Raw genomic sequence first — 23,741 nt, forward strand, 5'->3', positions numbered from 1 at the left:
AAATCTTGGTTGGGTCGGCAGACAGAACTGCGGTCACGCTTATTGCTCCTTTCGCATCCGGCGGTAGGTTGCCGGCGTGCCTCGATTCCAGAATCGGAAGAGTCACTGCACTGCAACGCATATTAGCACTCAGGTTCGGCGAGTGCTAAGTTAGAGCTTCTATAGGGTTGATAGTTCCGGACAATGAATGTCGTTGTTGGGATAGTCTAATGGGCCTCGGTGCGGCGTCCGCGCCTTGTCTGGCAAGGGCTGGCGGGCCGCCAGCGTCGCGTACCATGATTAGAGGGAACTCGCCCCGATCGGTTTCATCGTGATTTCGGGATGCTGTATTGCGCATTTCGCTACACTGGCGGCCAGCTTTCCGCTGTTTTCCCGTTGTTATCCCATTGCCAGGAGTCCTGTCATGTCTGCCATCGAACACTTGCTCAAGCCCCATGTGCGGGACATCGGCGAGTTCACGGTCCGCCGCCTGCTGCCCGCCGCCGCCACGCAGACCGTGGGCCCCTTCATCTTCTTCGATCACCTCGGTCCTGTGTCGATGCCGCCGGGTAATGGCATGGATGTGCGGCCCCATCCACATATCGGCCTCGCGACCGTGACGTATCTGTTCGAAGGCGAGATCAYGCACCGTGACAGCCTCGGCAGCGAGCAGGTGATTCGCCCTGGCGACGTGAACTGGATGACCGCCGGCACCGGCATCACGCACTCGGAGCGTTCGCCAGACGCCGCGCGCCAGGCCGGTCCGCTGCTGCATGGCATCCAGACCTGGGTGGCGCTGCCGAAGGCGCATGAGAAGGATCCGCCGTCGTTCCACCACCACCCGGGCGCCACGTTGCCCAAGCTGGAGCTTCCCGGCGTGCGGATGATCGTGATTGCCGGCGACGCCTTCGGCGCGGAATCCCCGGTCCGCGTGTACAGCCGCACGCTTTACGTGGCCATCGACATGGAAGCCGGCGCGACGCTGGTGATTCCGCCCGAGCACGTGCAGCGCGGGCTCTATCCGGTGGAAGGCGATGTGACGATCGATGGCGAGGCGCTGGCGGGGGAACACCTCGCCGTGCTGGTGCCGGGCGAGCCGGCCACGCTGACCGCGACCACCGCCGCGCGCGTGATGCTGCTGGGCGGCGATCCGACCGACGGCCATCGCTTCATCTACTGGAACTTCGTGGCGAGCACCAAGGAAGACATCGACGACGCCGCGCGCCGCTGGGAGARCGACGAGTTCCCGCATGTGCCGGGCGAGACCGAGCGGATTCCGCTGCCTCCGCGCCGGCCTTAATCGGCCCTCTAATCGTCCGTAATCGTCCGTAATCGTCAGACCGGGCTYGYCCAGGCCACGCGCGTGGCCTGCTTCAGGCAGTCCTGGATGGTCGCTACCTGCGTGGCGATGGGCGCCGGCACCGGCGCGTCGCCATCGAGCACCTTGCGAATCCAGGCGGCGGTCAGGCCGACGTCGGTGCCCGGCGGCAGTTCGGGCACGTCGCCAATCGACCCGCCTACCGGATCGACCAGCGTCCGCTGATGGCCGTCGTGCAGCCAGTCGATGCGGCCGCTGCGGCGGGCATCCGCCACCACTTCCCCTTCGGTACCACGCGCCAGCAGCACGTTGGCGGGCTCGTGGGAGAAGTAATCGGTCAGCGTCTCGCGGTATTCCGGATGGGTGTAGCTATAGAGCCGCAGCGCCTCGGCCGGCGTGTGGCTGCCCACCGGYTGCAGCATCTTGACGATGGTGTGCGAGGAATTGCGCAGGCCGATGATYGGACGCTTGTCCAGCAGGCGCGAAAGCGCTGGAGACAGCACATCGATCGGCAGTACGGCCAGCGGATTGGCGGCGTCGCGCAACTGGTCCTGCGCGGCCTGCGTGGTGGCGCAGAGCGGCACGCCGAGCGCCTCGAACAGCTGCATGCTCGTCACCCGGCCGTTGAACTCGCGCGAGCCGTGCACCAGCGTCGGCACGCCTTCGCGCGCCAGCAGCAGCGCCAGCAGCGGCACCAGATTCGGCTGCTTGCGCGCGCCGTTGTAGCTGGGGATGACGACCACGGGCTTGTCCGGCGGCGGCGCCAGCGCGGCGCAGTGTCCGTGGGCGGCCTCGAGCATGCCGGCCAGCTCGTGCGGCGCCTCGCCCTTGATCCGGTAGGCCATCAGCACGGCGCCCAGTTCGATGTCGGAGACGCGGCCGGCCAGCATCGCATCGAACAGCACCTGGGCGTCCTCGCGGGGCAGCGCCCGGGCGCCATTGACCCCGCGGCCAATCTCCTTGATGTACTTGCTGGCYGAAAACGGCGGAAGGGTCGGGGCGGCAGATGTCATGGCGGGAGGGGATATGTGGATCGTTCTGCCGTTCATGATAGCGGAGCAGGGCGGCTTCGCCCACGCCCGCCATCCCACGCATCCCCGCCGGGGTCAGGCTGCCTCGCGCAGCGCCGGGTTGCGCTGTTTGCGGTAGAGGAAGTCCAGCACGGCGGTGCGGCAGGCGTGGTAGCCCTTGTCGTCGGCCAGCGCCACGCGGTCGCGCGGGCGGGGGAGGTCCACCTTCAGGATCTCGCCCACCGTGGCCGCCGGACCGTTCGTCATCATGACGATGCGGTCCGCCAGCAGCACCGCTTCGTCCACATCGTGCGTGACCATGACCACGGTGCTTTGGGTGCGGGCGACGATCTTGATGAGTTCGTCCTGCAGGTGGGCGCGGGTCAGCGCATCCAGCGCGCCGAACGGCTCATCCATCAGCAGCACCTTCGGCGACATGGCCAGCGCCCGGGCGATGCCCACGCGCTGCTTCATCCCGCCCGAAATCTCGTGCGGATACTTGYTCTCGGCGTGCGTGAGGCCGACCAGCGCCAGGGTGTCCTGGGTGCGCGCCTTGAGCTGGGCGCGGCTCTCCGTGGCGGCGAACACGCGCTCCACGCCCAGGTAGACGTTCTCGAAGCACGTCATCCACGGCAGCAGCGAGTGATTCTGGAACACCACGGCGCGCTCCGGCCCCGGYCCGGCAATCTCGCGCCCGGCGCAGATCAGCGCGCCCGTGGTGGGCGTGGTCAGGCCGGCAATCAGGTTCAGCAGCGTGGACTTGCCGCAGCCCGAATGCCCGATCAGCGTGATGAACTCGCCCTCGGCAATGCCCAGGTTGATGTCGCGCAGGGCCACGAACGGCCCCTTGCGCGTCTTGAAGGTCTGGCCCACGTTCTCGATGCTGACAAACTTTTCCATGGCGATGGCTCCTTCGGGGGGCGGTCAGTTGTTGCCGTAGCTGAAGCGGCGGGCCAGCGCGAGCAGCAGGTGCTCGAGGATCAGGCCCACCACGCCGATGATGAAGATGGCGATGACGATGTGCTCCACCTTGAGGTTGTTCCACTCGTCCCAGAGCCAGAAGCCGATGCCGGTGCCGCCCGTGAGCATCTCGGCCGCCACGATCACCAGCCACGCGGTGCCGATCGAGAGCCGCACGCCGGTCAGCATGTAGGGCAGCACGGCCGGGAACAGCACCTTGCGGAACACCTTCCATTCGGATAGATCGAGCACGCGCGCCACGTTCAGGTAGTCCTGCGGCACGCGCGTCACGCCGACGGCCGTGTTGATGATCATCGGCCAGATCGAGCAGATGAAGATGGCCCAGATGGCGGCCGGGTTGGCCGCCTTGAACAGCAGCAGCCCGATCGGCAGCCACGCCAGCGGCGAAACCGGGCGCAGCAGGCTGATCACCGGCGCCGCCATTGCATTCAGGAAGGCGAAGCGGCCCAGCAGGAAGCCGGCCGGAATGCCGACCACCGCCGCCAGCCCGAAGCCCGCCGCCACGCGCGCCAGCGAGGCGAGGATGTTCCAGCCGATGCCCTGGTCGTTCGGCCCGTTGCGATAGAACGGATCGGAGAAGAGCGGCACGGCGGCGTTCCAGGTGGCGCCCGGCGTGGGAATCGCCGGAATCATCGTGGCAATGCCGTGCCAGACCAGCAGGAACAGGACGAAGCCGACCAGCGGCGGCACCGTCTTGCGTACGACGGCGCCAAGCGCCTCGCGGCGGGCGGCCATCCGCTCCTGCGCGGCCAGTTGCGCCGCCCGGCGGCGGGTTTGCTCCTTGGTGTCGGTGTCGACAAGGTCCGAAGTCATGGCGGGTGTGCCTTCCGGCGCGGGGTGGGCAATGGCATTCACGTCTGGCTCCTGAGGTGAGGGCAGCGGGACATCAAGGAAACGACGAGGTCAGGCTTTGATCTTGAATCCATCGGCATAGGCCTTGGGGTCCTTGGTGGCATCCCAGGTCACGCCGTCGATCAGCTTGGCGGTGCGGAAATCGCTCTTGGGCACGGCCACCTGCGCGGCGGCGGCGGCCTGCTTGAAAATATCGATCCGGTTCACCTGCTTGGCCACGGCCAGGTAGTCCGGGTGCTCCTTGAGCAGGCCCCAGCGCTTGTGCTGCGTGAGGAACCACATGCCGTCGGACAGGAACGGGTAGTTGGCCGCGCCGTCCTGGTAGAACTTCATCGAATCGGGGTCGTCCCAGGTCTTGCCCAGGCCGTTGCTGTAGCGGCCCAACATGCGGTCCAGGATGATGTCCATGTCGGTATTCACATAGGACTTGGCGGCGATGGTCTCGGCGGTCTTGCGGCGGTTCGAGGTCGAGGCGTCGATAAACTTCGAGGCTTCGAGGATGGCGGCGACCATCGCCCGTGCGGTGTTGGGGTTCTTCTGGACGAATTCCGCCGTGGTGCCGAGCGTCTTCTCGGGGTGGTCCTTCCAGATCGCCTGGGTGGTTTCCACGGTAAATCCGATCTTGTCGGCGATGGCGCGCGCGCCCCACGGCTCGCCCACGCAGAAGCCGTCCATATTGCCCACGCGCATGTTGGCCACCATCTGCGGCGGCGGGACGGTGATGGCCTTGGCATCCTGCATCGGATTGATGCCGTTGGCGGCCAGCCAGTAGTAGAGCCACATCGCGTGGGTGCCGGTGGGGAAGGTCTGGGCGAACACGTAGTCGCGCCGCTCCTTCATCATCAGTGCCTTCAGGCTGGCGCCGTCCTTCGCGCCTTTTTCGGCGAGTTTCGATGACAGCGTGATGGCCTGGCCGTTGTGGTTCAGGTTCATCAGCACGGCCATGTCCTTCTTCGGGCCGCCGATGCCGAGCTGCACGCCGTAGATCAGGCCATAGAGCACGTGGGCGGCGTCGAGTTCGCCGTTGACGAGCTTGTCGCGCACGCTGGCCCAGTTGGCTTCCTTGCTCGGCGTGATCTTGATGCCGTACTTCTTGTCCAGGCCGAGCGTGGACGCCATGACCACCGAGGCGCAGTCCGTCAGCGGGATGAAGCCGATGCGGACTTCGGATTTTTCCGGGGCGTCGGAGCCGGCCGCCCAGGCGCCGCTGCGCACCAGCGGATCCACCAGCGTCATCACGCCGGCCCCGGCGATGGTGGCCAGCACGCGGCGCCGGCTCTGGCTGGCTGGGGCTGCGTCGGGRRTGGCMGGGACCACGGCKGCGGGCAGGGGCTTGGCGTCTTTGAGGCGAGAGGGCATGGCGATGGCTCCGAAAAAAGAAAAAGGCGTCCCGACCCGCAGCCCGCCTTCGCCAGCTTGCAGTTCAGGACGCCGTTGTCCCGCCGCGCGTGCCATGGTGGACAGCGCGGACGCGTTGTTCAGGTTGTGAGTTCGGGTGCTTCGAGCTTCGTGCTTCGGTACCACGCGGCCGTCGTTGGCCGTGCAGGCGATAACGCAAGCCACGTGCCAGCGTCGTTGCGGCGCACAAGCGCGCGGAAAACCTGCCGGAAATCCCGATCTGGAGGCAGCGCGGGGCGGGTCCGCCCGGGGTCGGTGCGGACGGTGGGCCGTGGCGGGGCACGGCGGATGGATGGGCGGGTAAGGGACTGCGCGAACTAGTGCGGGCCGGGCCGGCCCGCAGCGCCACAGTTGTGCAATGCACCAGCCGCGTGCGGGCGGGGAGGGTGCTCATTCGCCACTGTATGCGGCCGTACGCATGGGTGTATGCTTTTGGCCTACCGCGCCGCGCCGGCGCGGATTCCATCAGAAAAACAGTCTGGAGAGTTTGGATGACCGAGTTCGTTTTCGAGCCGCAAGCCCCCGTTGGCGTCCCCGTGCGCGGTAGCCGCGCAAGCTTTCCCGTGCGCCGGGTTTATTGCGTGGGCCGCAACTATGCCGCCCATGCGCGCGAAATGGGCTCGGACCCGGATCGTGAACCGCCGTTCTTCTTCTGCAAGCCGTCCGACGCGGTGAGCTACGTGGCCGACGGCACCGAAGGCACCTTCCCGTACCCGCCGGGCACCAGCAATTGCCACTATGAAGTGGAGCTGGTGGTGGCCATCGGCAAGGGTGGCAAGGATATCCCGGTCGAGCAGGCCGCCAGCCACGTCTACGGCTACGCCCTCGGCCTGGACATGACGCGCCGCGACCTCCAGAACGAATCGAAGAAGACCGGCCGCCCCTGGGAGACCGGCAAGGCATTCGACAAATCGGCGCCGATCGGCCCGATCCTGCCGGTGTCCGAGATCGGCCATCCGCAGAAGGGCGCGGTCACGCTGGCGGTGAACGGCGTGGAGAAGCAGCGCGGCGATCTGTCGGACCTGATCTGGTCGGTGCCCGAGATGGTGTCGTACCTCTCGAAATTGTTCGAATTGCAGCCCGGCGACCTGATCTACAGCGGCACGCCCGAAGGCGTGGGCCCGGTGGTGAAGGGCGACGTCATGCTGTGCCGCATCGAGGGTGTGGGCGAGTTGACCGTCAAGGTGGCCTGAGCCGATGCTGAAGCTCTACAGCTACTTCCGCAGCTCGGCTTCGTTCCGCGTGCGTATCGCGCTGGAACTGAAGGGCCTGCCGTACGAGTACGCGGGAGTGCACCTGCTCAAGGAAGGCGGCATGCAGCTCAAGCCCGAGTATCGCGCGCTCAACGCCGATGGCGTGGTGCCGACGCTCGTGGCCGACGGCAAGCCGCTGATCCAGTCGATGGCGATCATCGAATACCTGGATGAAACGCACCCCGAGCCGCCGCTGCTGCCGGCCAACCCGCTGGACCGCGCCATCGTGCGCGGACTGGCGCAGGAAATCGCCTGCGAGATCCATCCGCTGAACAACCTGCGCGTGCTGAAGTACCTCAAGCACACGCTGGGCGTGGCGGAGGAGGCGAAGGACGCGTGGTACCGGCACTGGATCGAGCAGGGCTTTGCCTCGCTCGAAGGCAACCTCCAGCAGATCGGCCGCGTGGGTCGGTACGCGTTTGGCGACACGCCGACGCTGATCGACCTGTGCCTGGTGCCGCAGGTATTCAACGCGCACCGGTTCAACGTCGATCTGGACCGATTCCCACAGATCGCGCGCATTCACGCGGCCTGCATGGAGCTGGAAGCCTTCCAGAAGGCCGCGCCGGCGGCGCAGCCGGATAGCGAGTAGTCCGCTTTTATCGGATGGTTCCGACGTTTGCAGGAAGCCCGGCAGCGATGCCGGGCTTTTTTGTTGCCGATTGGCCGATTGGCCGATTTGGCGGTTATGGGGCCAACGGCTTGCAGGCCGTATCACCGTGCCCGACGATGCAGCGCGTCAGGCGATTGCTGACGCCGCCAGCCGTCCATTCGGCCATCACGTAGAGATAGGCACCGCTCCACGGACCCGGCTGACCCGCCATGCCGGACAGGCGTCCGTCCGGCGTGAGCGTCGGCCGCCAGGCGGTAGAGGCGCAGGATGCGCCGCTTCTCGTCAGGCACACGAGGCTCCAGGTGACGGGGGCCGTGACATCGAGCGCGGGGGCGGTGCTGCGGACCGCAAGCTGGCCGTCGGTGACCACGTATTGGCCGTTAGGCACATCGGCCCCGGACGCCGCCGCGCCGGGCGTGGATAGGCCCAGTGGCAAGACGATCTCCACCTTGTCGCCCACCGGGTCTTCCACCGGCACCACCTTGAGCTGCATGACGCCGCGCAGACCGGGTTTGTCGGCCGAGGTGGCGCGCAGCCAGAGCGACGGCACGCCGTAGCTCGCCCCGACGACGAGGTCCATCGTGTGATCGGGCGGGATGATGGGCGACACATCGGGCATGGTCAGCGTGCCATCGGCGGCCATGGCAGCGCCCGGCGCCCACGGGGCGCAGTCGCTCACGCCGTAGTTGATGTCCATGCCGCACGAGAGCTCCCACTGCACCGACCGCAACGGATGGCCTGCATTGCCGAAGTAGGCCTGGAAGGTGTCGTCGTGCAGGTTGTGGACCGGGTAGGTCGGCAGGCTGTGCAAGCCGCTGTCATCGGTGTAGGTGGTCATGTCGTCGGTGGTGCGGCCGCCTGCGCCATAGCGTCGCCCGACGATGACGATCGTCGGCGCCTCCAGCGTCACCGATGCCTGGCGCATGACCAGATGGTCGGCCGTGCTGCGCACGGTGATCGAGACCTGCCGGCCGCCGGTGTTCAGTACAGCGTCCAGATCGGCGCCGCGCGGAGAGCGGTAGCGCCCGCTGGCCGAAATCGTGCCGACTGCCGGGTTGCCGCCGGGCACACCATCGACCAGCCATTCCAGGGGCGTCGTACCAAGGTTGCGCGTGGCGAGCGCGAACTGGATGGTCTTGCCGCCGGCCTTGTCGGCATCGAAGAACACCAGCGATCCGGTACCGGGTGTCAAGTCAATCTGGGGCAGCCCGGACAGGCGCACTACCACTTCGTCGGTCGCGCGCCATTGCAGCTTGTTCACGGTTGCGCCGCCGCCGAGGTTGCCGATGCGCACCGAGAACCTGCCGTCGACCGCATCGTCCGGCACGGACACGGACGTGATACCGGCGTCCAGCGTGATCGCGGCGTGGCCGCTGGTGGCATAGCCCCCGGGCGCCTCGGTGAACGTGGCGGTCAGGTACGCCTGGCCAGAGTAGGGCACGCCGGCTGGATCGAGCACCTTGATGCGCATGGCGCGGGTGGTCCGGAAGTAGTCGCAATTCCACCAGCTGAAGTGATCGACATCGGCCTGCATCGCCAGCCCGGTGGGACTGTCGGGCGATGCCACGACAACGCCCGAGATGCCGGTGGCCTGCCGCCACTGGCCGGTGCTGTCGTCCATGCTCCAGACCGGCACGGTATCGCCCGGCTTGAGCAGTCTGCCGTCCGGCGTGGTGGCGGCATAGAGCGGGACGGAGATCCGCGCGGTCTTGCCGGGCGCCAGTTTCAGCGGCTGGCCGTTCTGCGAGAACGAGAAATCGGCCATGCCCATGCTGACCATGATGCCGTCCACGCCGTCCTGGCGCAGGTACGGCGTGCCCGGGAAGCCTTCCGGATTGCCGGCCGCGCTGTAGGGCGTGATGTCAATCTGCACGGTGCCACTGACCGGCTTGCCGTCAGGGGTCACGAACGACCCGGGGGCCACCGTGACACTGGCGCCATCGCCGCCGGCAAAGGTGCCGCCGGACTGGAAGCCCGGCGCGGAGAGGGTCGTGCCGACGGGCAGCAGCGTGGCCTCGATGCGTGCGTCGCGCGTGGCGGTCACCGGCACCACCTGCTCGACGTAGCCGGTCTTCGACAGCCGCACCACGGCATTGCCGGCTGGCACCGCGAGCGCGGCAAAGTCGCCGCTGGCCGAAGTGGCGCCCTGCGCGACCACGGCCTTGCCATCGGCGCCGGACACCTTGACGGTGACATCGGCGGCATGGCCGTGGGGATTGCCCCCGCCGGCGGCCTGGTAGACCTGGCCCGACAGGGCGATGGTCTGGCGCGGCACGGGCGGCGGATCGACCTTGCCGGTGCCTCCGCCTCCGCCGCCATTGTCATCGCCGCCGCACGCCGCCATCAGCGTGGCGACGCAAAGCGATCCGAGCCAGGCGCGCATCCTGCGTGGCTTCAACGTTCCATTCATGGTTCTCGTCCTCAGGTGAAGAATGCCGGGGGGCGAGCCATTGCAGCAGCCATCCCTGGGACGACGGTTGATGTCAGTCAACGTTGGCCACGCAGCTAGTCCGGCCCCTTCCGGCAGCCAAAYGGGCCTGCCGGAGGGGCAAGTCGCAGCGAGGCGCTAGCGATAAAACGAAAATGGCGAGCCCGGGGGCTCGCCATGCTGGTTTTGCAGGGGAAGCTGGCCAAAGCCAGCCGTGCTCAACCGAGTAGTGCTTCAGCGAATTCGTCAGCCTTGAATGGYTGAAGATCTTCCACCTTCTCGCCCACGCCGATGAAGTACACCGGCACCGGGCGCTGCCGGGCGATGGCGGCGAGGATGCCGCCCTTGGCCGTGCCATCCAGCTTGGTCACGATCAGGCCGGTCAGGCCCAGCGCGTCGTCGAAGGCGCGGGTTTGGGACAGGGCGTTCTGCCCGGTGTTGGCGTCGATCACCAGCAGCACCTCGTGCGGGGCCGTCGGCATCGACTTGCCGATCACGCGCTTCACCTTCTTCAGTTCTTCCATCAGATGCAGCTGCGTGGGCAGGCGCCCCGCGGTGTCCGCCATCACGATGTCGATCTTGCGCGCGCGCGCCGCGTTCACGGCATCGAAGATCACTGCCGCCGGGTCGCCGCCTTCCTGGGCGACCACGGTGACGTTGTTGCGCTCGCCCCAGATCGTCAGTTGCTCGCGCGCGGCGGCGCGGAAGGTGTCGCCGGCCGCCAGCAGCACCGACTGGTGGTAGGCCTGGAAGTGCTTGCAGAGCTTGCCGATGCTGGTGGTCTTGCCGGCGCCGTTCACGCCCGCGATCATCATCACCAGCGGCTGCTCGCGGCCCAGTTCCATGGTCTTCTCGAGCGGGCGCAGCAGGTCGGTCAGCAGCTCGCGCAGGGCGATCTTCACGGCTTCGGCGGTCTCKAGGCGCTCGTTCTTCACGCGGCGGCGCAGTTCGCCGAGCAGGAACTCGGTGGCTTCGACGCCGGCGTCGGCCATCAGCAGCGCGGTTTCGAGTTCCTCGAACAGGGCCTCGTCCACCTTCACGCCGACGAACAGCGTGCCGAGGTTTCGGCTCGTCTTCGACAGCCCGGCACGCAGGCGCGTCATCCAGCCACGCTTGGCCTCGGCGGTCTGGGTTGGCGGCGGCGTTAGTTCGAGTTCCTCGACAACCGGCGGCTCATAGGCGACCGGCGCCGGCGGCGGAGGCGGCACTTGGGCGGGAACCGGGACCGGCACGGGCACCGGGGCAGGCACCGGAGCGGGAGCCGGAGCGGGAGCCGGGGCAGGTGCGGGGGCCGGAACCGGGACGGGGACAGGCACCGGAACAGGAACAGGCACCGGCACGGGGACCGGAACCGGGGCAGGCGTTGGAGCTGGAGCGGGGACAGGCAAGGGCGCCGGCGCCGGGCTGGGCGACGGCTGGGGTTGGGGGGCAGCGGTGGGCGAGGCCACCGGTGCCGGCGTGATGGCCGGCGYCGGCTCGGCAGCCGGCGGCTCGGCGGGCGCAGGGGCCGGCTCGGCCTTGCGCTTCTTCCAGAAACTAAACATTAGGGAAAGGGGTCAATACCCCGGTAGAATCAATCGCCAAAATTCTAGCAGACGGGGTCGCATGAACCATTGCGCTGTCTTGTCCGGAGCGGGCGCCGCCCGAATCCGATCAATGCCCACCGCCCGCCTCTCGCGGCGCGTCCTTCCCACACTGGTTGCTGCTTTCGCCTTCTCCGGCCTGTCAGGATTGCCCGGATTTGGCGGATTCGCCGGATTTAGTGGCGCGGCGATGGCCCAGACCACCGCGCCCACGCCGCAGGGCCCGCCTTCCGGAGCGCGGACCGCTTCCGCGGTGGGCCAGCCCCAGGCGGGCACCACCGAATTCCAGCTCTCCAACGGCATGCGCGTGATCGTCAAGGAAGACCATCGCGCGCCCACCGTGGCGCACCAGATCTGGTACCGCACGGGCGGCATCGACGAGGTGAGCGGCACCACGGGCGTGGCCCACATGCTCGAACACATGATGTTCAAGGGCACGCCGAAGGTGCCGGTGGGCGAGTTCTCGCGCCAGATCGCCATGCTCGGCGGTCGCGAGAACGCCATGACCAACCGCGATTTCACGCTCTACTACCAGCAGATCGCCAAGCAGTACCTGCCGAGGATGATGGAGCTGGAGGCCGACCGCATGGCCAACCTCATCATCAAGAAGGACGAATTCGACCGCGAGATGAAAGTCGTGATGGAGGAGCGCCGCCTGCGCACCGACGACTCCCCGCGCGGCACCGTCTACGAGCAGCTACTGGCCACGGTCTACACCGCCGCCGCCTACCGGCATCCGGTGATCGGCTGGATGGATGACCTCGTCAACATGCGCGTGGAGGACGTGCAGGCCTGGTACAAGGCCTGGTACGTGCCGAACAACGCGCTGCTGGTGGTGACCGGCGACGTCAAGCCGGACGAGGTGCGCGCGCTGGCCGAACGCTACTACGGCAAGCTCAAGCCGCGCGCGCTGCCGCTGCGCAAGACCCAGCTCGAGGCTACCCAGAAGGGCATCAAGCGCATCTGGGTCAAGGCGCCGGCCGAGAACCCGTACATGGTCATGGCCTACAAGGTGCCGCGCCTGCATGACGTGGAGAAGGATGTCGATCCGTACGCGCTGGAGGTGCTGTCCGCCGTGCTGAACGGCTACGACAACGCCCGCCTGACCCGCGAACTGGTGCGCGAGCAGCGCCTGGCCGACGACGTGAACGTGGGCTACGACAGCATCAATCGCGGCGAATCGCTGTTCGTGCTCGACGGCACCCCGGCCAACGGCCACACCACGGACGAGATCGAAAAAGCCCTGCGCGAGGAAATCCAGCGCATCGCGAAGAACGGCGTGTCCGAGGAAGAGCTGAAGCGCGTCAAGGCGCAGGTGGTGGCGGGCCAGATCTACAAGCGCGACTCGGTATTCGGCCAGGGCATGGAGATCGGCACGGCTGAGATCTCCGGCATCTCGTGGCGCCAGATCGACCGCATGCTCGACAAGATCAAGGRAGTCACGCCAGCCCAGGTGCAAGCCGTGGCGGCAAAGTATTTCAACGATGACAACCTGACCGTGGCCACGCTGGTGCCGCAGCCGATCGACCCCAACAAGCCCAAGACTGCCGCCCCGGAAGGGCTGCGTCACTGAGGAGCCACGATGTCCTTGTCCGTCATGACGATTGCCTCGCCACGGATGGTGCGCCGGCTGGCCGGGGTGGCCTGCGGGGCGATTGCCCTCCTGGCCGGCTCCGTGGCCCAGGCCGCGCTGCCCATCGAGAACTGGACGGCCTCCACCGGCGCGAAGGTGTTCTTCGTGCCGAGTCCGTCGATTCCGATGCTCGATGTCAATATCGATTTCGACGCCGGCGGCCGCTACGACCCGCCCGGCAAGGCCGGATTGGCCACGCTGACCGCCGCGCTGCTCGACAAGGGCGCGGCCGCCCAGGACGGCCAGCCCGCGCGCAATGAAGCCCAGGTGGCCGATGCCTTCGCCGACACGGGTGCCGATTTTGGCGGCGCGGCTGGCGGCGACCGTGGCGGCATCGGCCTGCGCACGCTGACCGCCTCGCCCGAACGTGAGCAGTCACTACGGCTGGCCGGGCAGCTGATCAAGGCGCCGACCTATCCGGCGGCCGTGGTCGAGCGCGAGAAGCAGCGCCTGATTACCGCGATCCGCGAGGGCGACTCGCGTCCCGGCGTGATCGCCGACAAGACGCTGTCGAAGGCCGTGTATCCGAACCATCCGTACGGAGTGTCGGCCACGCCGGAATCGGTGGCCGCCATCTCGCGTGATGACCTGCTGAAGTTCTGGCGCGACAACTACACCGCCAAGCGCGCCGTGGTCACGCTGATCGGCGCCATCGACCGCAAGCAGGCCGAGCAGATCGCCGAAGACCTGACGCGCGGCCTCCCCGACGGCGTGGCCGCGCCCAAGGTGCCGGACGTGCAGATGACGATTCCGGGCAGCGAGAAGCGCATCCCCCATCCGGCGCAGCAGGCCAGCGTGGCGATGGGCCAGCCGGCCATCGCGCGCGGCGACCCCGACTACTTCGCCCTGCTGGTGGGCAACTACGTGCTCGGCGGCGGCGGGTTCAGTTCGCGGTTGACTGACCAGGTGCGCGAGAAGCGCGGGCTGACCTACGGCGTGGACAGCTATTTCGCGCCGGCGAAGCAGCCCGGGCCGTTCGGCATCACGCTCCAGACCAAGAAGGAGAACACCGACGAGGCGCTGCGGCTGGTGCGCGAGATCCTGAAGCAGTACGTGCAGACCGGCCCGACCGACGCCGAACTGCGYGCCGCCAAGGACAACCTCGTCAATGGCTTCCCGCTGCGCATCGACAGCAACCGCAAGCTGCTGACCAACGTGGCGAACATCGGCTGGTACGGCCTGCCGCTCGACTATCTCGACACCTGGACGGCGCAGATCGGCAAGGTCACGCGCGAGCAGGTGCGGGCGGCTTTCCAGAAGCACGTGCATCCGGATGCCATGGCCACGGTCATCGTGGGCGGCCCGGTGCAACCCTGAGTTGGCGCTAACTTGGCGCCGGGTTGGCGCAGCATCGATCGTTGAGACGATTCTGATTGTGAAGCCGCGCAGCCGCCAGAGGGTGTGGCGGGGCGCGGCAGGCTCTACAATCACGGCATGAATTCGCGCACCAAACCATCGCCCGCACCGCGCGGGCGATCTGCTTCTCCCTCCCCTCGCCAGGCGCCGGCGCAGGTCCGCATCATTGGCGGGCGCTGGAAGCGCTCGCTGCTGCCGGTCCTCGAGGCCGAAGGGCTGCGGCCCACGCCTGACCGCGTTCGGGAAACCCTGTTCAACTGGCTCGGCCAGGACATGTCCGGGATGACCTGCCTCGACCTGTTTGCCGGCTCCGGCGCACTTGGCTTCGAGGCGGCGTCCCGTGGCGCGGCGGCCGTCACGCTGGTGGAGGCCAACCCGCGTGTGGCGCGCCAGTTGCGCGACAATCAGTACCGGTTCGACGCCGAGCAGGTCAAGGTGATCCAGGGCGACGCCTTCGCCGTGGCCGCGCAGATGCCGGGCGCCAGCTTCGACGTGATCTTCCTGGACCCGCCGTTCGCCGAGGACTGGCTCGGGCCGGCGCTCGAGCATGCAGCACGGCTGTCGCGGCCGGGTGGSGCGGTCTATGTGGAGACCGACCACGCGCTGATCGGGCCCGATGCGCCGGTGCCGGCCTCGCTCGAGATCGTGCGGCAGGCCCGCGCGGGCGCGGTGCACTTCCACCTGCTCCAGCACAAGGTGCCGGGGCAGGGCGAAGCAGGRTAGTCGTACGACGAGTTGCCGCGCCGGGCAAGCGTTTGCGGGCGTGCTGCAACGCCGCAGAAAGCCTGTGGATGGACTTCCAAATGCCGCATTTGGCGTTACACTACGCCGCTGTTGTTTGTTCAACGCTCGTCACGCAGCCAGAATCCATCGATCGGCCACAAGGCCGGCAGCGGGCACCCCAAAGGAGGAAATATGGTCGTCGCGGTCTATCCCGGTACATTCGATCCCATGACCCGGGGACACGAGGATCTCGTCCGTCGCGCGTCGAATATCTTCGACGAGCTGGTGGTCGGCGTGGCGCACAGCCCCAACAAGCGCCCGTTCTTCTCGCTGGAGGAGCGCATCGGTATCGCGAAGGAAGTGCTCGGGCACTATCCCAACGTGCGCGTGGAAGGCTTCTCGGGCCTGCTCAAGGACTTCGTGCGCAAGAACAATGCGCGCGTGATCGTGCGCGGCCTGCGCGCGGTGTCGGATTTCGAGTACGAGTTCCAGATGGCCGGCATGAACCGCTACCTGCTGCCGGACGTGGAAACGATGTTCCTGACCCCCTCGGACCAGTACCAGTTCATCTCGGGCACCTTCGTGCGCGAGATTGCCGTGCTGGGCGGCGATGTCAGCAAGTTCGTATTCCCCTCGGTGGAGCGCTGGCTGCAAGAGAAGATTGGCAAAGCGGAATAGAATGGAGCCTTCGAACCCGCCGACGCGGCCAGTCGGGCGCGGGCGGGTCGCAGGAAGGAAATATCATGGCGCTATTGATCACTGACGACTGCATCAACTGCGACGTTTGTGAGCCCGAGTGCCCGAACGAAGCAATTTCGATGGGGCCCGAGATCTACGAGATCGACCCCAACAAGTGCACCGAGTGCGTCGGCCACTTCGACGAACCGCAATGCCAGCAGGTATGCCCGGTGGCTTGCATYCCGAAGGACCCGAACCGCGTGGAGTCCCAGGAGGTGCTGATGCAGCGCTACCGGCTGCTGACCGCCGCGCGGCATGCGGCTTGAGCATTATTCAGCACTCGGGCCGTACCCGTTCCGGGTTGTCCGGCATATAAAAAACCCCGCATCGCGGGGTTTTTTATTGCCTGCTGACRYTGGGCCGGAAGATACCCTTCACTTGCCCGTGTGCAGCTCCATCATCGCGCGCTCGTTCTCGCCACGCGCCAGCAGCCCCAGCGGGCCGATGCTGCGGTCGATCGCCGTGTCGATGGCTTCCTGCTCTTCCTTGCGTGGCGGCTTGAGCACATAGTTGACCACATCCTCGCGGCCCGCCCCGGCGCCGCCCGGCGCATTGCGCGGATGGCCCACGCCGAGCCGCAGGCGCCAGTACTCCTGGGTGGTCAGGTGCGCGGCAATGTCCTTGAGCCCGTTGTGCCCGCCTGCGCCGCCGCCGCGCTTGAGCTTGACCGCGCCCGCAGGCAGGTCCATCTCGTCGTGCGCGACCAGGATCTCGTCCGGCAGGATCTTGTAGAAGCGCGCCAGCGACACCACGGCGAGCCCGGAGCGGTTCATGAACGTGGACGGCTTGAGCAGCCAGATGTCCTGGTCCCAGAGCCGGGCGCGGCCGGCCAGGCCGTGGAAGCGGCCCTCCACGCGCAGCGTTGTGCTGCCCATGCGGGCGAGTTGGTCGACGAGCCAGAAGCCGGCGTTATGCCGCGTGGCCTCGTATTCCGCCCCGGGATTGCCGAGGCCGACGATGAGCTTGATCATGCGATGAATCGGGAAGGTCGGGAGAGTCTGGCGCGAGACAGCATACGTCAAAACGCTGGCGAAAATCCCGCGCGAAAAAAAACCGCCGGCGAACCGGCGGTTTCTTCGATGCGCGAGAAGGCTTAGGCAGCCGGCGTTTCGCCAGCGGCTTCGCCACCTTCAGCAGCTTCGGACACACCACCGGCCGGCAGCGAGATGCTGGCAACGGCGGGGTTGTCGTCACCGTGGGTGATGGCGGTCACGCCCTTCGGCAGCTTCACGTCCGACAGGTGCAGGGTCTGGCCCAGTTCGGCCTGGCCCAGATCCACTTCGATGAACTCGGGCAGGTCGGCCGGCAGGCACGACACTTCCAGGTCGTTCAGGATGTGGTTCACGATGCCGTGGCCCAGCTTCACGCCAGGAGCGGATTCCTGGTTCATGAAGTGCAGGGGCACCTTGACGTGGATCTTGTCGGTGGCCGACACGCGTTGGAAATCAACGTGCAGCACMAGCGGCTTGAACGGGTGCATCTGGAACGCGCGCAGCAGCGCCTTCTCGGACGCGCCACCCACTTCCAGGTCCAGGATCGACGAGTGGAACGCTTCCTTCTTCAGGGCGTGCCACAGCGCGTTGTGATCCAGTTCGATCATCTTGGGCTCGGCGGCGCCGCCATAGATGATGCCGGGGGTCTTGCCGGAATTGCGCAGGCGGCGGCTCGCACCCGTTCCCTGTACGCTACGCTCGAAAGCGATGACTTTCATGGTGTACTCCAAATAGTAAGAAGGCTGTCCGCGACCAGACAGCCTCGACTGAAGCGGCACGACGAGAATGTAGTGCCGCTTGAAGCACATTGGCCGCCAAACCTGGCAGCCAATGCGGTAAAGCCCAAAATTCTAGCAGGTATCGCTATGCAGCGGCTACCCAGCGCGCATCAGTGGTCGGCAAACAGCGACATGATCGAGTCGCCCTTCACGATCCGGGTGAAGGTCTCAGCCAGCAGCGGGGCGGTGGAGACCTGGCGGATCTTGCCGGACTGGCGGGCCTCGTCGGACAGCGGGATGGTGTCGCACACCACCACTTCGTCCAGCTCGGACGCCGCGATGCGGGCTGCGGCACCGCCCGACAGCACCGGATGGGTACAGTAGGCGAAAACCTTCAGCGCGCCGCGCTCCTTGAGCACCTGGGCGGCCTTGCACAGCGTGCCGCCGGTGTCGATCATGTCATCCATGATCACGCAGTTGCGGCCTGCCACTTCACCGATGATGTTCATCACCTCGGCCACATTGGCCTTGGGACGACGCTTGTCGATGATCGCGAGGTCGCAGTTCAGTTGCTTGGCCAGCGCACGGGCGCGGACCACGCCGCCAACATCGGGCGAGACGACGAGCAGGTCGCCGTAGTTCTTCTCGCGCAGGTCGCCGAGCAGCACGGGCGACGCATAGATGTTGTCGACGGGAATATCGAAGAAGCCCTGGATCTGGTCGGCGTGCAGGTCCATCGTCAGGACGCGCTCTACACCGGCCACTTCGAGCATGTTGGCCACGATCTTGGCCGAGATGGCCACGCGCGCCGAACGCGGGCGGCGATCCTGGCGGGCATAGCCGAAGTAGGGCATGGCGGCGGTGATGCTGCGGGCCGAGGCGCGCTTGAGGGCATCGACCATCACCATCAGTTCCATCAGGTTGTCGTTGGTCGGCGCGCAGGTGGACTGCAGCACGATGACGTGCTTGCCGCGAACGTTTTCCTGGATTTCGACCTGGACTTCGCCGTCGGAGAAACGGCCTACCAGTGCCTTGCCCAGGGGAATGCCGAGGTGCTGTACGACAGCCTCCGCGAGTTTGGGGTTGGCGTTGCCGGTAAATACCATCAAGCCTTCGCTGCTCATTCGGGGCACCTGTCTTGCTGCTGGGGGAGATTTTGTGACCGCCGGCCATTGCCGGCAGCCGATTCTGCGAGTGTTCGTCAGAACACTATAGGAAGTAATGGCAGGGGAGGAAGGATTCGAACCCTCGCATGCCGGAATCAAAATCCGGTGCCTTGACCAACTTGGCGACTCCCCTACACAACCTTTATCGACTGTCGCGGCGCCAAACTGAAGCACCTCGCCAGACGAAAACTTGCTATGCGAATGTTGCGAGCGGGTGATGCGACAAACTACTCACACACCTGCCATCCCATTCCGATGGCACCTGTTCCACAACCTGCTGCGCAGTTTGCTGATCGTCGAAACGGGCAAACACGCAGGCTCCGGAACCGGTCATCCTTGCATGGGGACTGTATTGTCTCAGCCATTCAAGGGCYCGGGCAACTTCGCCGAATTTCGCTGTTGCTATCGCTTGCAGGTCGTTGCGACCGAAAGCGAATTTGTTTGTGCAAGCAGCGAAGTCGGTAATTATGGAGATGGGCGTATCCCTTGTCAAGCGTTCGTCCGAAAATATTGCAGCGGTGGGCACGTGCTGGCGCGGGTGGATGACGACGAACCAACTGGACGGCAAATCCACGGGCGTCAGTTCCTCGCCCACCCCTTCCGCGAAGGCGTTCTGGCCGAAGACGAACACCGGCACATCGGCGCCCAGCGAGAGGCCGATCCGCATCAGTTCGTCGCGCGGCAGCCGCACGCCCCAGAGGTGATTCAGCGCCAGTAGCGTGGTGGCCGCATCGGACGATCCGCCGCCGATGCCGCCGCCCATCGGCAGCCGCTTCTCGATGGCGATGTCCGCGCCGAAGCGGGTGCCGCTGGCCTGCTGCAGGGCACGCGCCGCGCGCACCACGAGGTCGGTGTCCGCCGGCACACCGGGGATGTCGGTGGTGCGGGCGATCACCCCATCGTCGCGGCGGTGAAAGTGCAGGGTGTCCGACCAGTCGAYTAGCTGGAATACGGTCTGGAGCGTGTGGTAGCCGTCCGGGCGGCGCCCGGTCACGTGCAGGAACAGGTTGAGCTTGGCCGGCGCCGGGCAGTCGCGCAGGTCCGGGGGCGGCAGGGAGGTATCGGTGGTCATGGCGGCGGTCATTGGCGGGCCTCCGGGTCGATCACGAGCCGCACGGTCATCGGCGACGGGCCGCCGTCGCGCGCCATGTCGATGCGACGCGGCCGGGCGGTGGCCACGGTGGCACCTTCCGGCGGCTCCTGCCAATCCACATAGCGCACGGTCCAGCCGGCCTGCGTGAGGGTGTCGAGGCGGCCGCGCACGTCGCGCGTGGCGTTGGCCGGCGCGCCCGGCGCGGGGCGGCCGTGCAGCCAGTCGCGCATGCCCGAGACGGGCAGCGAGAAGCCCAGCGCCTGTTCCATCAGCGCGTCCACCTCGGGCGCGTTGCGCGGCGGCTCATTGGGCAGGTCGAGCGTGGCGCCCGAGGGCGTGGACGTCACCACGGCCAGCGTCTGGCCCAGCGGCGAAACGAGGTCCAGTCGCACGTTGCGCCCCTGTTCCTCCCAGCGGAAGCTGCCCTGCACGCCTTCGTTGCGGCCATAGCGGGTGTAGTTGGCRGCGAAGCGGCCCGAGTAGTGCTCGCTGCGGGCGGTCTCGCCGGCGTCGAAGCCGCGCGAGGGCGCCACGCTGGCGCAGCCGGCCAGCCAGAGCGGGGCGGCAAGGCAGAACAGGGCCAGGCGACGGGATCGGAGCATGGTCATGAGTCGTCGGTCGGAAAAATCGGGATGTATGACGAGGTGGCGATGGCCGCCAGGGCGACCATCGCACAACAGCGCCCCGGCGCCCTCCATCGCACGGTATTGCATCGGATGGCGGGCGGCCCGGGCCGGTTGGCAGCTTACTTGGACAGCAGCACGTTCTGGTTGTAACGGCGCAGCGTGTCGATCAGGGTCTGGTTCTCGGGCTCCGCCTTGGCGGCCTCGGTCCAGGTGCGGCGTGCTTCGTCATGCTGGCCCAGTTGCCAGAGCACCTCGCCCAGATGCGCGCCGATTTCAGCCTCGGGCGCCTTCGAGTAGGCGTTGCGCAGCAGTTCGGCGGCCGGTTGCAGTTCGCCCTGGCGATACTTCACCCAGCCCAGGCTGTCCATGATGTAGGGATCGTCCGGGCCAAGCTCGGACGCGCGTTCGAGCAGCTTGCGGGCTTCGGCCAGCCGCTCGTTGCGGTCGGCCAGTGAGTAGCCGAGCGCGTTGTAGCCCTGCTTCTGCTCCGGCTGCATGGCGATGACCTTGCGCAGGCCGCGTTCCATGCTGTCGTAGCGCTTCTCGCGCTCGTCGAGCATCGCCAGTTCGTAGACCCAGTCGGCATTGTCCGGCTCCACGCGCACGCGTTCCTCCAGTGACTTGCGCGCGCGGTCGTAGGCCTTGGCGTCGATCAGCGTGGCCACTTCTGCCTGGCGGATCGCCGCCATGCGCTGGCCGCGCTGGCCGGGGTCGGCGATGTCCTCGGCATCGGCCAGCATGTCGCTGAACACGGCCTGGGCGTCGTCGAGCTTGCCCATGCGCGCCAGCAGCTGCGCGCGCTTGGCCTGGGCTGCCGGTGCGAGGCGGCTGTCTTCGATCCGGTCGAGCCACTGGATGGCCTGCGCGTAATCCTTCTTTTCCTCGGCGATCTGCGCCAGGTACTGGAAGGCTACGTCCGGATTGGCGGCTGGGGATTTCTCGGCCATGCGCAGGTATTCCTGCAGGTAGCGCTCGGCGTCGTCGTAGCTGCGCGCCTGGAGGCTGGTCAGGCCCAGCGCCAGCGGCACGCGCGGGTCGTTCGGGGCGACCTTGCGCAGCGCCTCGAACTCGGCGCGCGCGGCTTCCATGTCGTTCTTCTGCAGGTACAGGCGGGCCAGCGTGATGTGGCCGTTGACCGAGGCCGGTGCCTTGGCCAGGAAGCGCTTGAGCAGGGCGATGGACTTGTCCGGCGCGCTCTCGGCCTGGAGTTCGGCGGCCATCAGCGCGGCGGGCTCGAGGTCAGGCTTGATGCGCAGCGCCTCGTCCAGCTCGGCCAGCGCGCCGGCGTTGTCGCCGGCCGCTTCCTTGGCGCGGGCAATGGCCAGATGCGTCTCGGCGAACTTGGTGTCGTTGGCGGTCACGCGCTGGAGCACGGCCACGGCGCCGGCCGGATCGCTGGTGCGCGAGATCTGCTGCTGCATCTGCAGGATGGCTTCCGGGCGATGGCCCGGCGGCGAGCTGGCCAGCTGCTGCACCAGCAGCGGCTCGGCCTCGTCCCAGCGGCCGTTCAGCACCAGCAGGGTGGAAAGCACTTGCCGCGCGGCGGGCGAGGTGGGCGCCAGTTCGGTCCAGAGCCGGGCGGCGTCCAGCGCCTGCTGCGAAATCCGCGCGTTGAACGCGATTTCCGTGGCGCGCTGGGCCAGGCGCGGGTCACGCGTCTGGCGCGCGAGGTCCATGTAGGTGCGGTAGGCGGTGCCGACCAGGCCACGCTGGAGCGAGATCTCGGCGGCCAGCACCCGATAGAGGATGTCCGGCGTCAGCGACACATTCGGCAGCGGCGTGCGCGGCGCCCGGGGCTTGGTCACGGAGGCCGGCGGCGGCACGTCGATGGCTTCTTCGTCGCCCTGCGCCACCCGGGGTGGCGCGGCGTGCGCCACCGTGGCGAACGCGCCGAATGCTAGGCAGGCGGAGACGGCCAGCGCACGCGCATGGCGGCGCAAGCCGCTGGCGGGGCCGGCGGGCGCGGCGGGAAATGCTGTCATCGGAATGAGGTCCGGGCGCATGGCCTGAAGGGACGAACGGAAGTCCGGCATGAAATCGATGCTCCGGGCGCGCGGGGGCGTAGGAATGGATGAGAGGCATTGTAGCCTGCCGCTACAATGCCCTGCTTGCCGCGAGGGGCCAATGCGTTTGGGAACCCGCACAGCGCGCCGCGCGCGCCGCKGGTTCCTGCGAGGTTGGAGCGCCAAACCGGGCAAGAGGTTCTGATGGGAAGGCCGACGGAAGTCGAGAAGGAGGTCCTGGGGCGATGCCGGAATTGCCGGAAGTGGAAGTCACGCGGCGCGGACTGCTGCCGCACGTGGTGGGGCGGCGTATTGTCGACGTGACGGTGCGTCACCGCGGCCTGCGCTGGCCGGTGGAGCCGGAACTGGAGGCGCGGCTGGCCGGGCGCGTGATCGGGCGCGTCGAGCGGCGCGGCAAGTACCTGCTGATCGAATGCCTGCCGGCGGCCGGCACCGGATGTGGCGCGGAGGGCCTGGAAGGTGACACCGACACCGGCTGGCTGCTGATTCACCTCGGCATGACCGGCACGCTGCGGGTCTATCCCGATGCACCATCCCCGGGCACCCACGATCACCTCGACCTCGTCCTGGCCGCGCCCGACGCCCCCCCTGATGCCCCCAATGTCCCTGAAGCCCCGGATTCCCCCGATTCCCGTCCGGTGACCCTGCGCTTCCGCGACCCGCGCCGTTTCGGGGCGATTATCTGGAGCCCCTTGCCAGAGGCGGACCTCGGCGAGCATCCGCTGCTGCGCAAGCTCGGCCTCGAGCCGTTCGATCCGCGCTTCGACGGCGCCTGGCTCCATCGCCATACGCGGGGTCGGTCCGTGGCGATCAAGACCGCGCTGCTGGCCGGCGAGATCGTGGTGGGCGTGGGCAATATCTATTGTTCGGAAAGCCTGTTCCGGGCCGGCATCCGGCCGACCACGGCGGCGGGCCGGCTCAGCCTCGCGCGCTGCGACAAGCTGGCCGTGGCCGTGCGCGAGACGCTGGCCGAGGCCATCGCCCGGGGCGGCAGCACGCTCCGCGACTTCGTCGGCAGCGACGGCAGCAGCGGCTACTTCCAGCTGGATTGCTTCGTTTATGACCGGGCCGGCGAGCCGTGTCGCGTTTGCGGCACCCCGATCCGCCAGATCGTGCAGGGCCAGCGTTCCACCTTCTATTGCCCGCATTGCCAGCATTGACGGGGGTCTCGGCGGCTTGGTGCGCGTGACGATCCAATGTCCATACATTGTCGTCCGGCATTGCCGATGGCTCCGCGCAACACTCTGTGACGGCGG

The 23,741-nt window shown here is 67.2% G+C and carries 21 protein-coding genes and 1 tRNA gene; 9 read left to right on the forward strand and 13 right to left on the reverse strand.

All coding sequences use genetic code 11. The features are described 5' to 3' along the window. Window positions 1-403 precede the first annotated feature (403 nt). Complete coding sequence (locus AB4Z27_RS13165) at window positions 404-1,279, forward strand: pirin family protein (protein WP_441644590.1); 876 nt, start codon at window positions 404-406, stop codon at window positions 1,277-1,279. A gap of 35 nt (window positions 1,280-1,314) precedes the next feature. Here the strand turns inward: AB4Z27_RS13165 and ybiB are convergent, their stop codons facing one another. From ybiB to AB4Z27_RS13185, 4 genes are all read right to left on the reverse strand, one after another. Next, window positions 1,315-2,310 (reverse strand): DNA-binding protein YbiB, encoded by a 996-nt coding sequence (ybiB, locus tag AB4Z27_RS13170; protein ID WP_441644591.1) that lies wholly within the window; start codon window positions 2,308-2,310, stop codon window positions 1,315-1,317. 93 nt (window positions 2,311-2,403) lie between these two features. Next, window positions 2,404-3,207, reverse strand: a complete 804-nt coding sequence (locus AB4Z27_RS13175; RefSeq protein ID WP_441644592.1) for an ABC transporter ATP-binding protein — start codon at window positions 3,205-3,207, stop codon at window positions 2,404-2,406. Window positions 3,208-3,231: 24 nt separating this feature from the next. Next, window positions 3,232-4,143: a nitrate ABC transporter permease gene (gene ntrB, locus AB4Z27_RS13180; RefSeq protein WP_092291652.1), complete on the reverse strand. Its 912-nt coding sequence runs from the start codon at window positions 4,141-4,143 to the stop codon at window positions 3,232-3,234. Window positions 4,144-4,191: 48 nt separating this feature from the next. Further along, window positions 4,192-5,499 carry a CmpA/NrtA family ABC transporter substrate-binding protein gene (locus AB4Z27_RS13185; RefSeq protein ID WP_441644593.1) on the reverse strand — a complete coding sequence of 436 codons (1,308 nt, stop codon included), beginning with the start codon at window positions 5,497-5,499 and terminating at the stop codon, window positions 4,192-4,194. Between the two features lie 530 nt (window positions 5,500-6,029). Here AB4Z27_RS13185 and AB4Z27_RS13190 point away from each other — a divergent pair. Beyond that, window positions 6,030-6,731, forward strand: a complete 702-nt coding sequence (locus AB4Z27_RS13190) for a fumarylacetoacetate hydrolase family protein (RefSeq protein WP_441593640.1) — start codon at window positions 6,030-6,032, stop codon at window positions 6,729-6,731. Window positions 6,732-6,738: 7 nt separating this feature from the next. Beyond that, window positions 6,739-7,383 (forward strand): maleylacetoacetate isomerase, encoded by a 645-nt coding sequence (gene maiA, locus AB4Z27_RS13195; protein WP_177219867.1) that lies wholly within the window; start codon window positions 6,739-6,741, stop codon window positions 7,381-7,383. A 94-nt stretch (window positions 7,384-7,477) separates the two neighbouring features. Here the strand turns inward: maiA and AB4Z27_RS13200 are convergent, their stop codons facing one another. After that, window positions 7,478-9,814, reverse strand: coding sequence for a carboxypeptidase-like regulatory domain-containing protein (locus tag AB4Z27_RS13200; RefSeq protein WP_441644594.1), 2,337 nt, complete (start codon window positions 9,812-9,814; stop codon window positions 7,478-7,480). A 236-nt stretch (window positions 9,815-10,050) separates the two neighbouring features. After that, window positions 10,051-11,376, reverse strand: coding sequence for a signal recognition particle-docking protein FtsY (gene ftsY, locus AB4Z27_RS13205; RefSeq protein ID WP_441644595.1), 1,326 nt, complete (start codon window positions 11,374-11,376; stop codon window positions 10,051-10,053). Window positions 11,377-11,437: 61 nt separating this feature from the next. Between ftsY and AB4Z27_RS13210 the strand changes: the two genes are divergently transcribed. From AB4Z27_RS13210 to AB4Z27_RS13230, 5 genes are all read left to right on the forward strand, one after another. Continuing rightward, window positions 11,438-12,988 carry a M16 family metallopeptidase gene (locus AB4Z27_RS13210; protein ID WP_441644596.1) on the forward strand — a complete coding sequence of 517 codons (1,551 nt, stop codon included), beginning with the start codon at window positions 11,438-11,440 and terminating at the stop codon, window positions 12,986-12,988. A gap of 9 nt (window positions 12,989-12,997) precedes the next feature. Further along, complete coding sequence (locus AB4Z27_RS13215; RefSeq protein WP_092291665.1) at window positions 12,998-14,365, forward strand: M16 family metallopeptidase; 1,368 nt, start codon at window positions 12,998-13,000, stop codon at window positions 14,363-14,365. Between the two features lie 117 nt (window positions 14,366-14,482). Next, on the forward strand, window positions 14,483-15,127 hold the full coding sequence (gene rsmD / locus AB4Z27_RS13220; protein ID WP_177219859.1) for a 16S rRNA (guanine(966)-N(2))-methyltransferase RsmD: 645 nt from the start codon (window positions 14,483-14,485) through the stop codon (window positions 15,125-15,127). A gap of 192 nt (window positions 15,128-15,319) precedes the next feature. After that, complete coding sequence (gene coaD, locus AB4Z27_RS13225) at window positions 15,320-15,805, forward strand: pantetheine-phosphate adenylyltransferase (RefSeq protein ID WP_092291667.1); 486 nt, start codon at window positions 15,320-15,322, stop codon at window positions 15,803-15,805. Between the two features lie 65 nt (window positions 15,806-15,870). After that, a complete protein-coding gene (locus tag AB4Z27_RS13230) occupies window positions 15,871-16,131 on the forward strand; it encodes a YfhL family 4Fe-4S dicluster ferredoxin (RefSeq protein ID WP_092291669.1) in 261 nt (86 codons plus the stop codon). Window positions 16,132-16,239: 108 nt separating this feature from the next. On the opposite strand, the gene pth is transcribed toward AB4Z27_RS13230, so the two are convergent. The 7 genes from pth to AB4Z27_RS13265 form a co-directional block, all read right to left on the reverse strand. Further along, entirely contained in the window at window positions 16,240-16,836 is a 597-nt protein-coding gene (gene pth, locus AB4Z27_RS13235; RefSeq protein ID WP_092291671.1) for an aminoacyl-tRNA hydrolase, read from the reverse strand. 122 nt (window positions 16,837-16,958) lie between these two features. Next, window positions 16,959-17,576 (reverse strand): 50S ribosomal protein L25/general stress protein Ctc, encoded by a 618-nt coding sequence (locus AB4Z27_RS13240; RefSeq protein ID WP_092291672.1) that lies wholly within the window; start codon window positions 17,574-17,576, stop codon window positions 16,959-16,961. Between the two features lie 170 nt (window positions 17,577-17,746). Next, on the reverse strand, window positions 17,747-18,700 hold the full coding sequence (locus tag AB4Z27_RS13245; protein ID WP_092291674.1) for a ribose-phosphate pyrophosphokinase: 954 nt from the start codon (window positions 18,698-18,700) through the stop codon (window positions 17,747-17,749). 98 nt (window positions 18,701-18,798) lie between these two features. Then, window positions 18,799-18,875 (reverse strand) — tRNA-Gln (locus AB4Z27_RS13250). A gap of 60 nt (window positions 18,876-18,935) precedes the next feature. After that, complete coding sequence (gene ispE / locus AB4Z27_RS13255; RefSeq protein WP_441644612.1) at window positions 18,936-19,814, reverse strand: 4-(cytidine 5'-diphospho)-2-C-methyl-D-erythritol kinase; 879 nt, start codon at window positions 19,812-19,814, stop codon at window positions 18,936-18,938. 8 nt (window positions 19,815-19,822) lie between these two features. Then, on the reverse strand, window positions 19,823-20,443 hold the full coding sequence (locus AB4Z27_RS13260) for an outer membrane lipoprotein LolB (RefSeq protein WP_304441450.1): 621 nt from the start codon (window positions 20,441-20,443) through the stop codon (window positions 19,823-19,825). 137 nt (window positions 20,444-20,580) lie between these two features. Further along, window positions 20,581-22,494, reverse strand: a complete 1,914-nt coding sequence (locus tag AB4Z27_RS13265; protein ID WP_441644597.1) for a tetratricopeptide repeat protein — start codon at window positions 22,492-22,494, stop codon at window positions 20,581-20,583. Window positions 22,495-22,709: 215 nt separating this feature from the next. Between AB4Z27_RS13265 and mutM the strand changes: the two genes are divergently transcribed. Next, window positions 22,710-23,645 (forward strand): bifunctional DNA-formamidopyrimidine glycosylase/DNA-(apurinic or apyrimidinic site) lyase, encoded by a 936-nt coding sequence (mutM, locus tag AB4Z27_RS13270; protein ID WP_441644598.1) that lies wholly within the window; start codon window positions 22,710-22,712, stop codon window positions 23,643-23,645. The last annotated feature ends 96 nt before the right edge of the window (window positions 23,646-23,741 follow it).

This window comes from Cupriavidus sp. KB_39 (genome assembly GCF_052114485.1).
Classification (GTDB): Bacteria; Pseudomonadota; Gammaproteobacteria; order Burkholderiales; family Burkholderiaceae; genus Cupriavidus.

Coding starts and splice junctions, on each gene's coding strand:
- AB4Z27_RS13190 (WP_441593640.1), top strand. CDS start 6,030: ATGACCGAGTTCGTTTTCGAGCCGCAAGCCCCCGTTGGCGTCCCCGTG.
- AB4Z27_RS13200 (WP_441644594.1), bottom strand. CDS start 9,814: ATGAATGGAACGTTGAAGCCACGCAGGATGCGCGCCTGGCTCGGATCG.
- coaD (WP_092291667.1), top strand. CDS start 15,320: ATGGTCGTCGCGGTCTATCCCGGTACATTCGATCCCATGACCCGGGGA.
- pth (WP_092291671.1), bottom strand. CDS start 16,836: ATGATCAAGCTCATCGTCGGCCTCGGCAATCCCGGGGCGGAATACGAG.
- AB4Z27_RS13245 (WP_092291674.1), bottom strand. CDS start 18,700: ATGAGCAGCGAAGGCTTGATGGTATTTACCGGCAACGCCAACCCCAAA.
- AB4Z27_RS13265 (WP_441644597.1), bottom strand. CDS start 22,494: ATGCCGGACTTCCGTTCGTCCCTTCAGGCCATGCGCCCGGACCTCATT.
- mutM (WP_441644598.1), top strand. CDS start 22,710: ATGCCGGAATTGCCGGAAGTGGAAGTCACGCGGCGCGGACTGCTGCCG.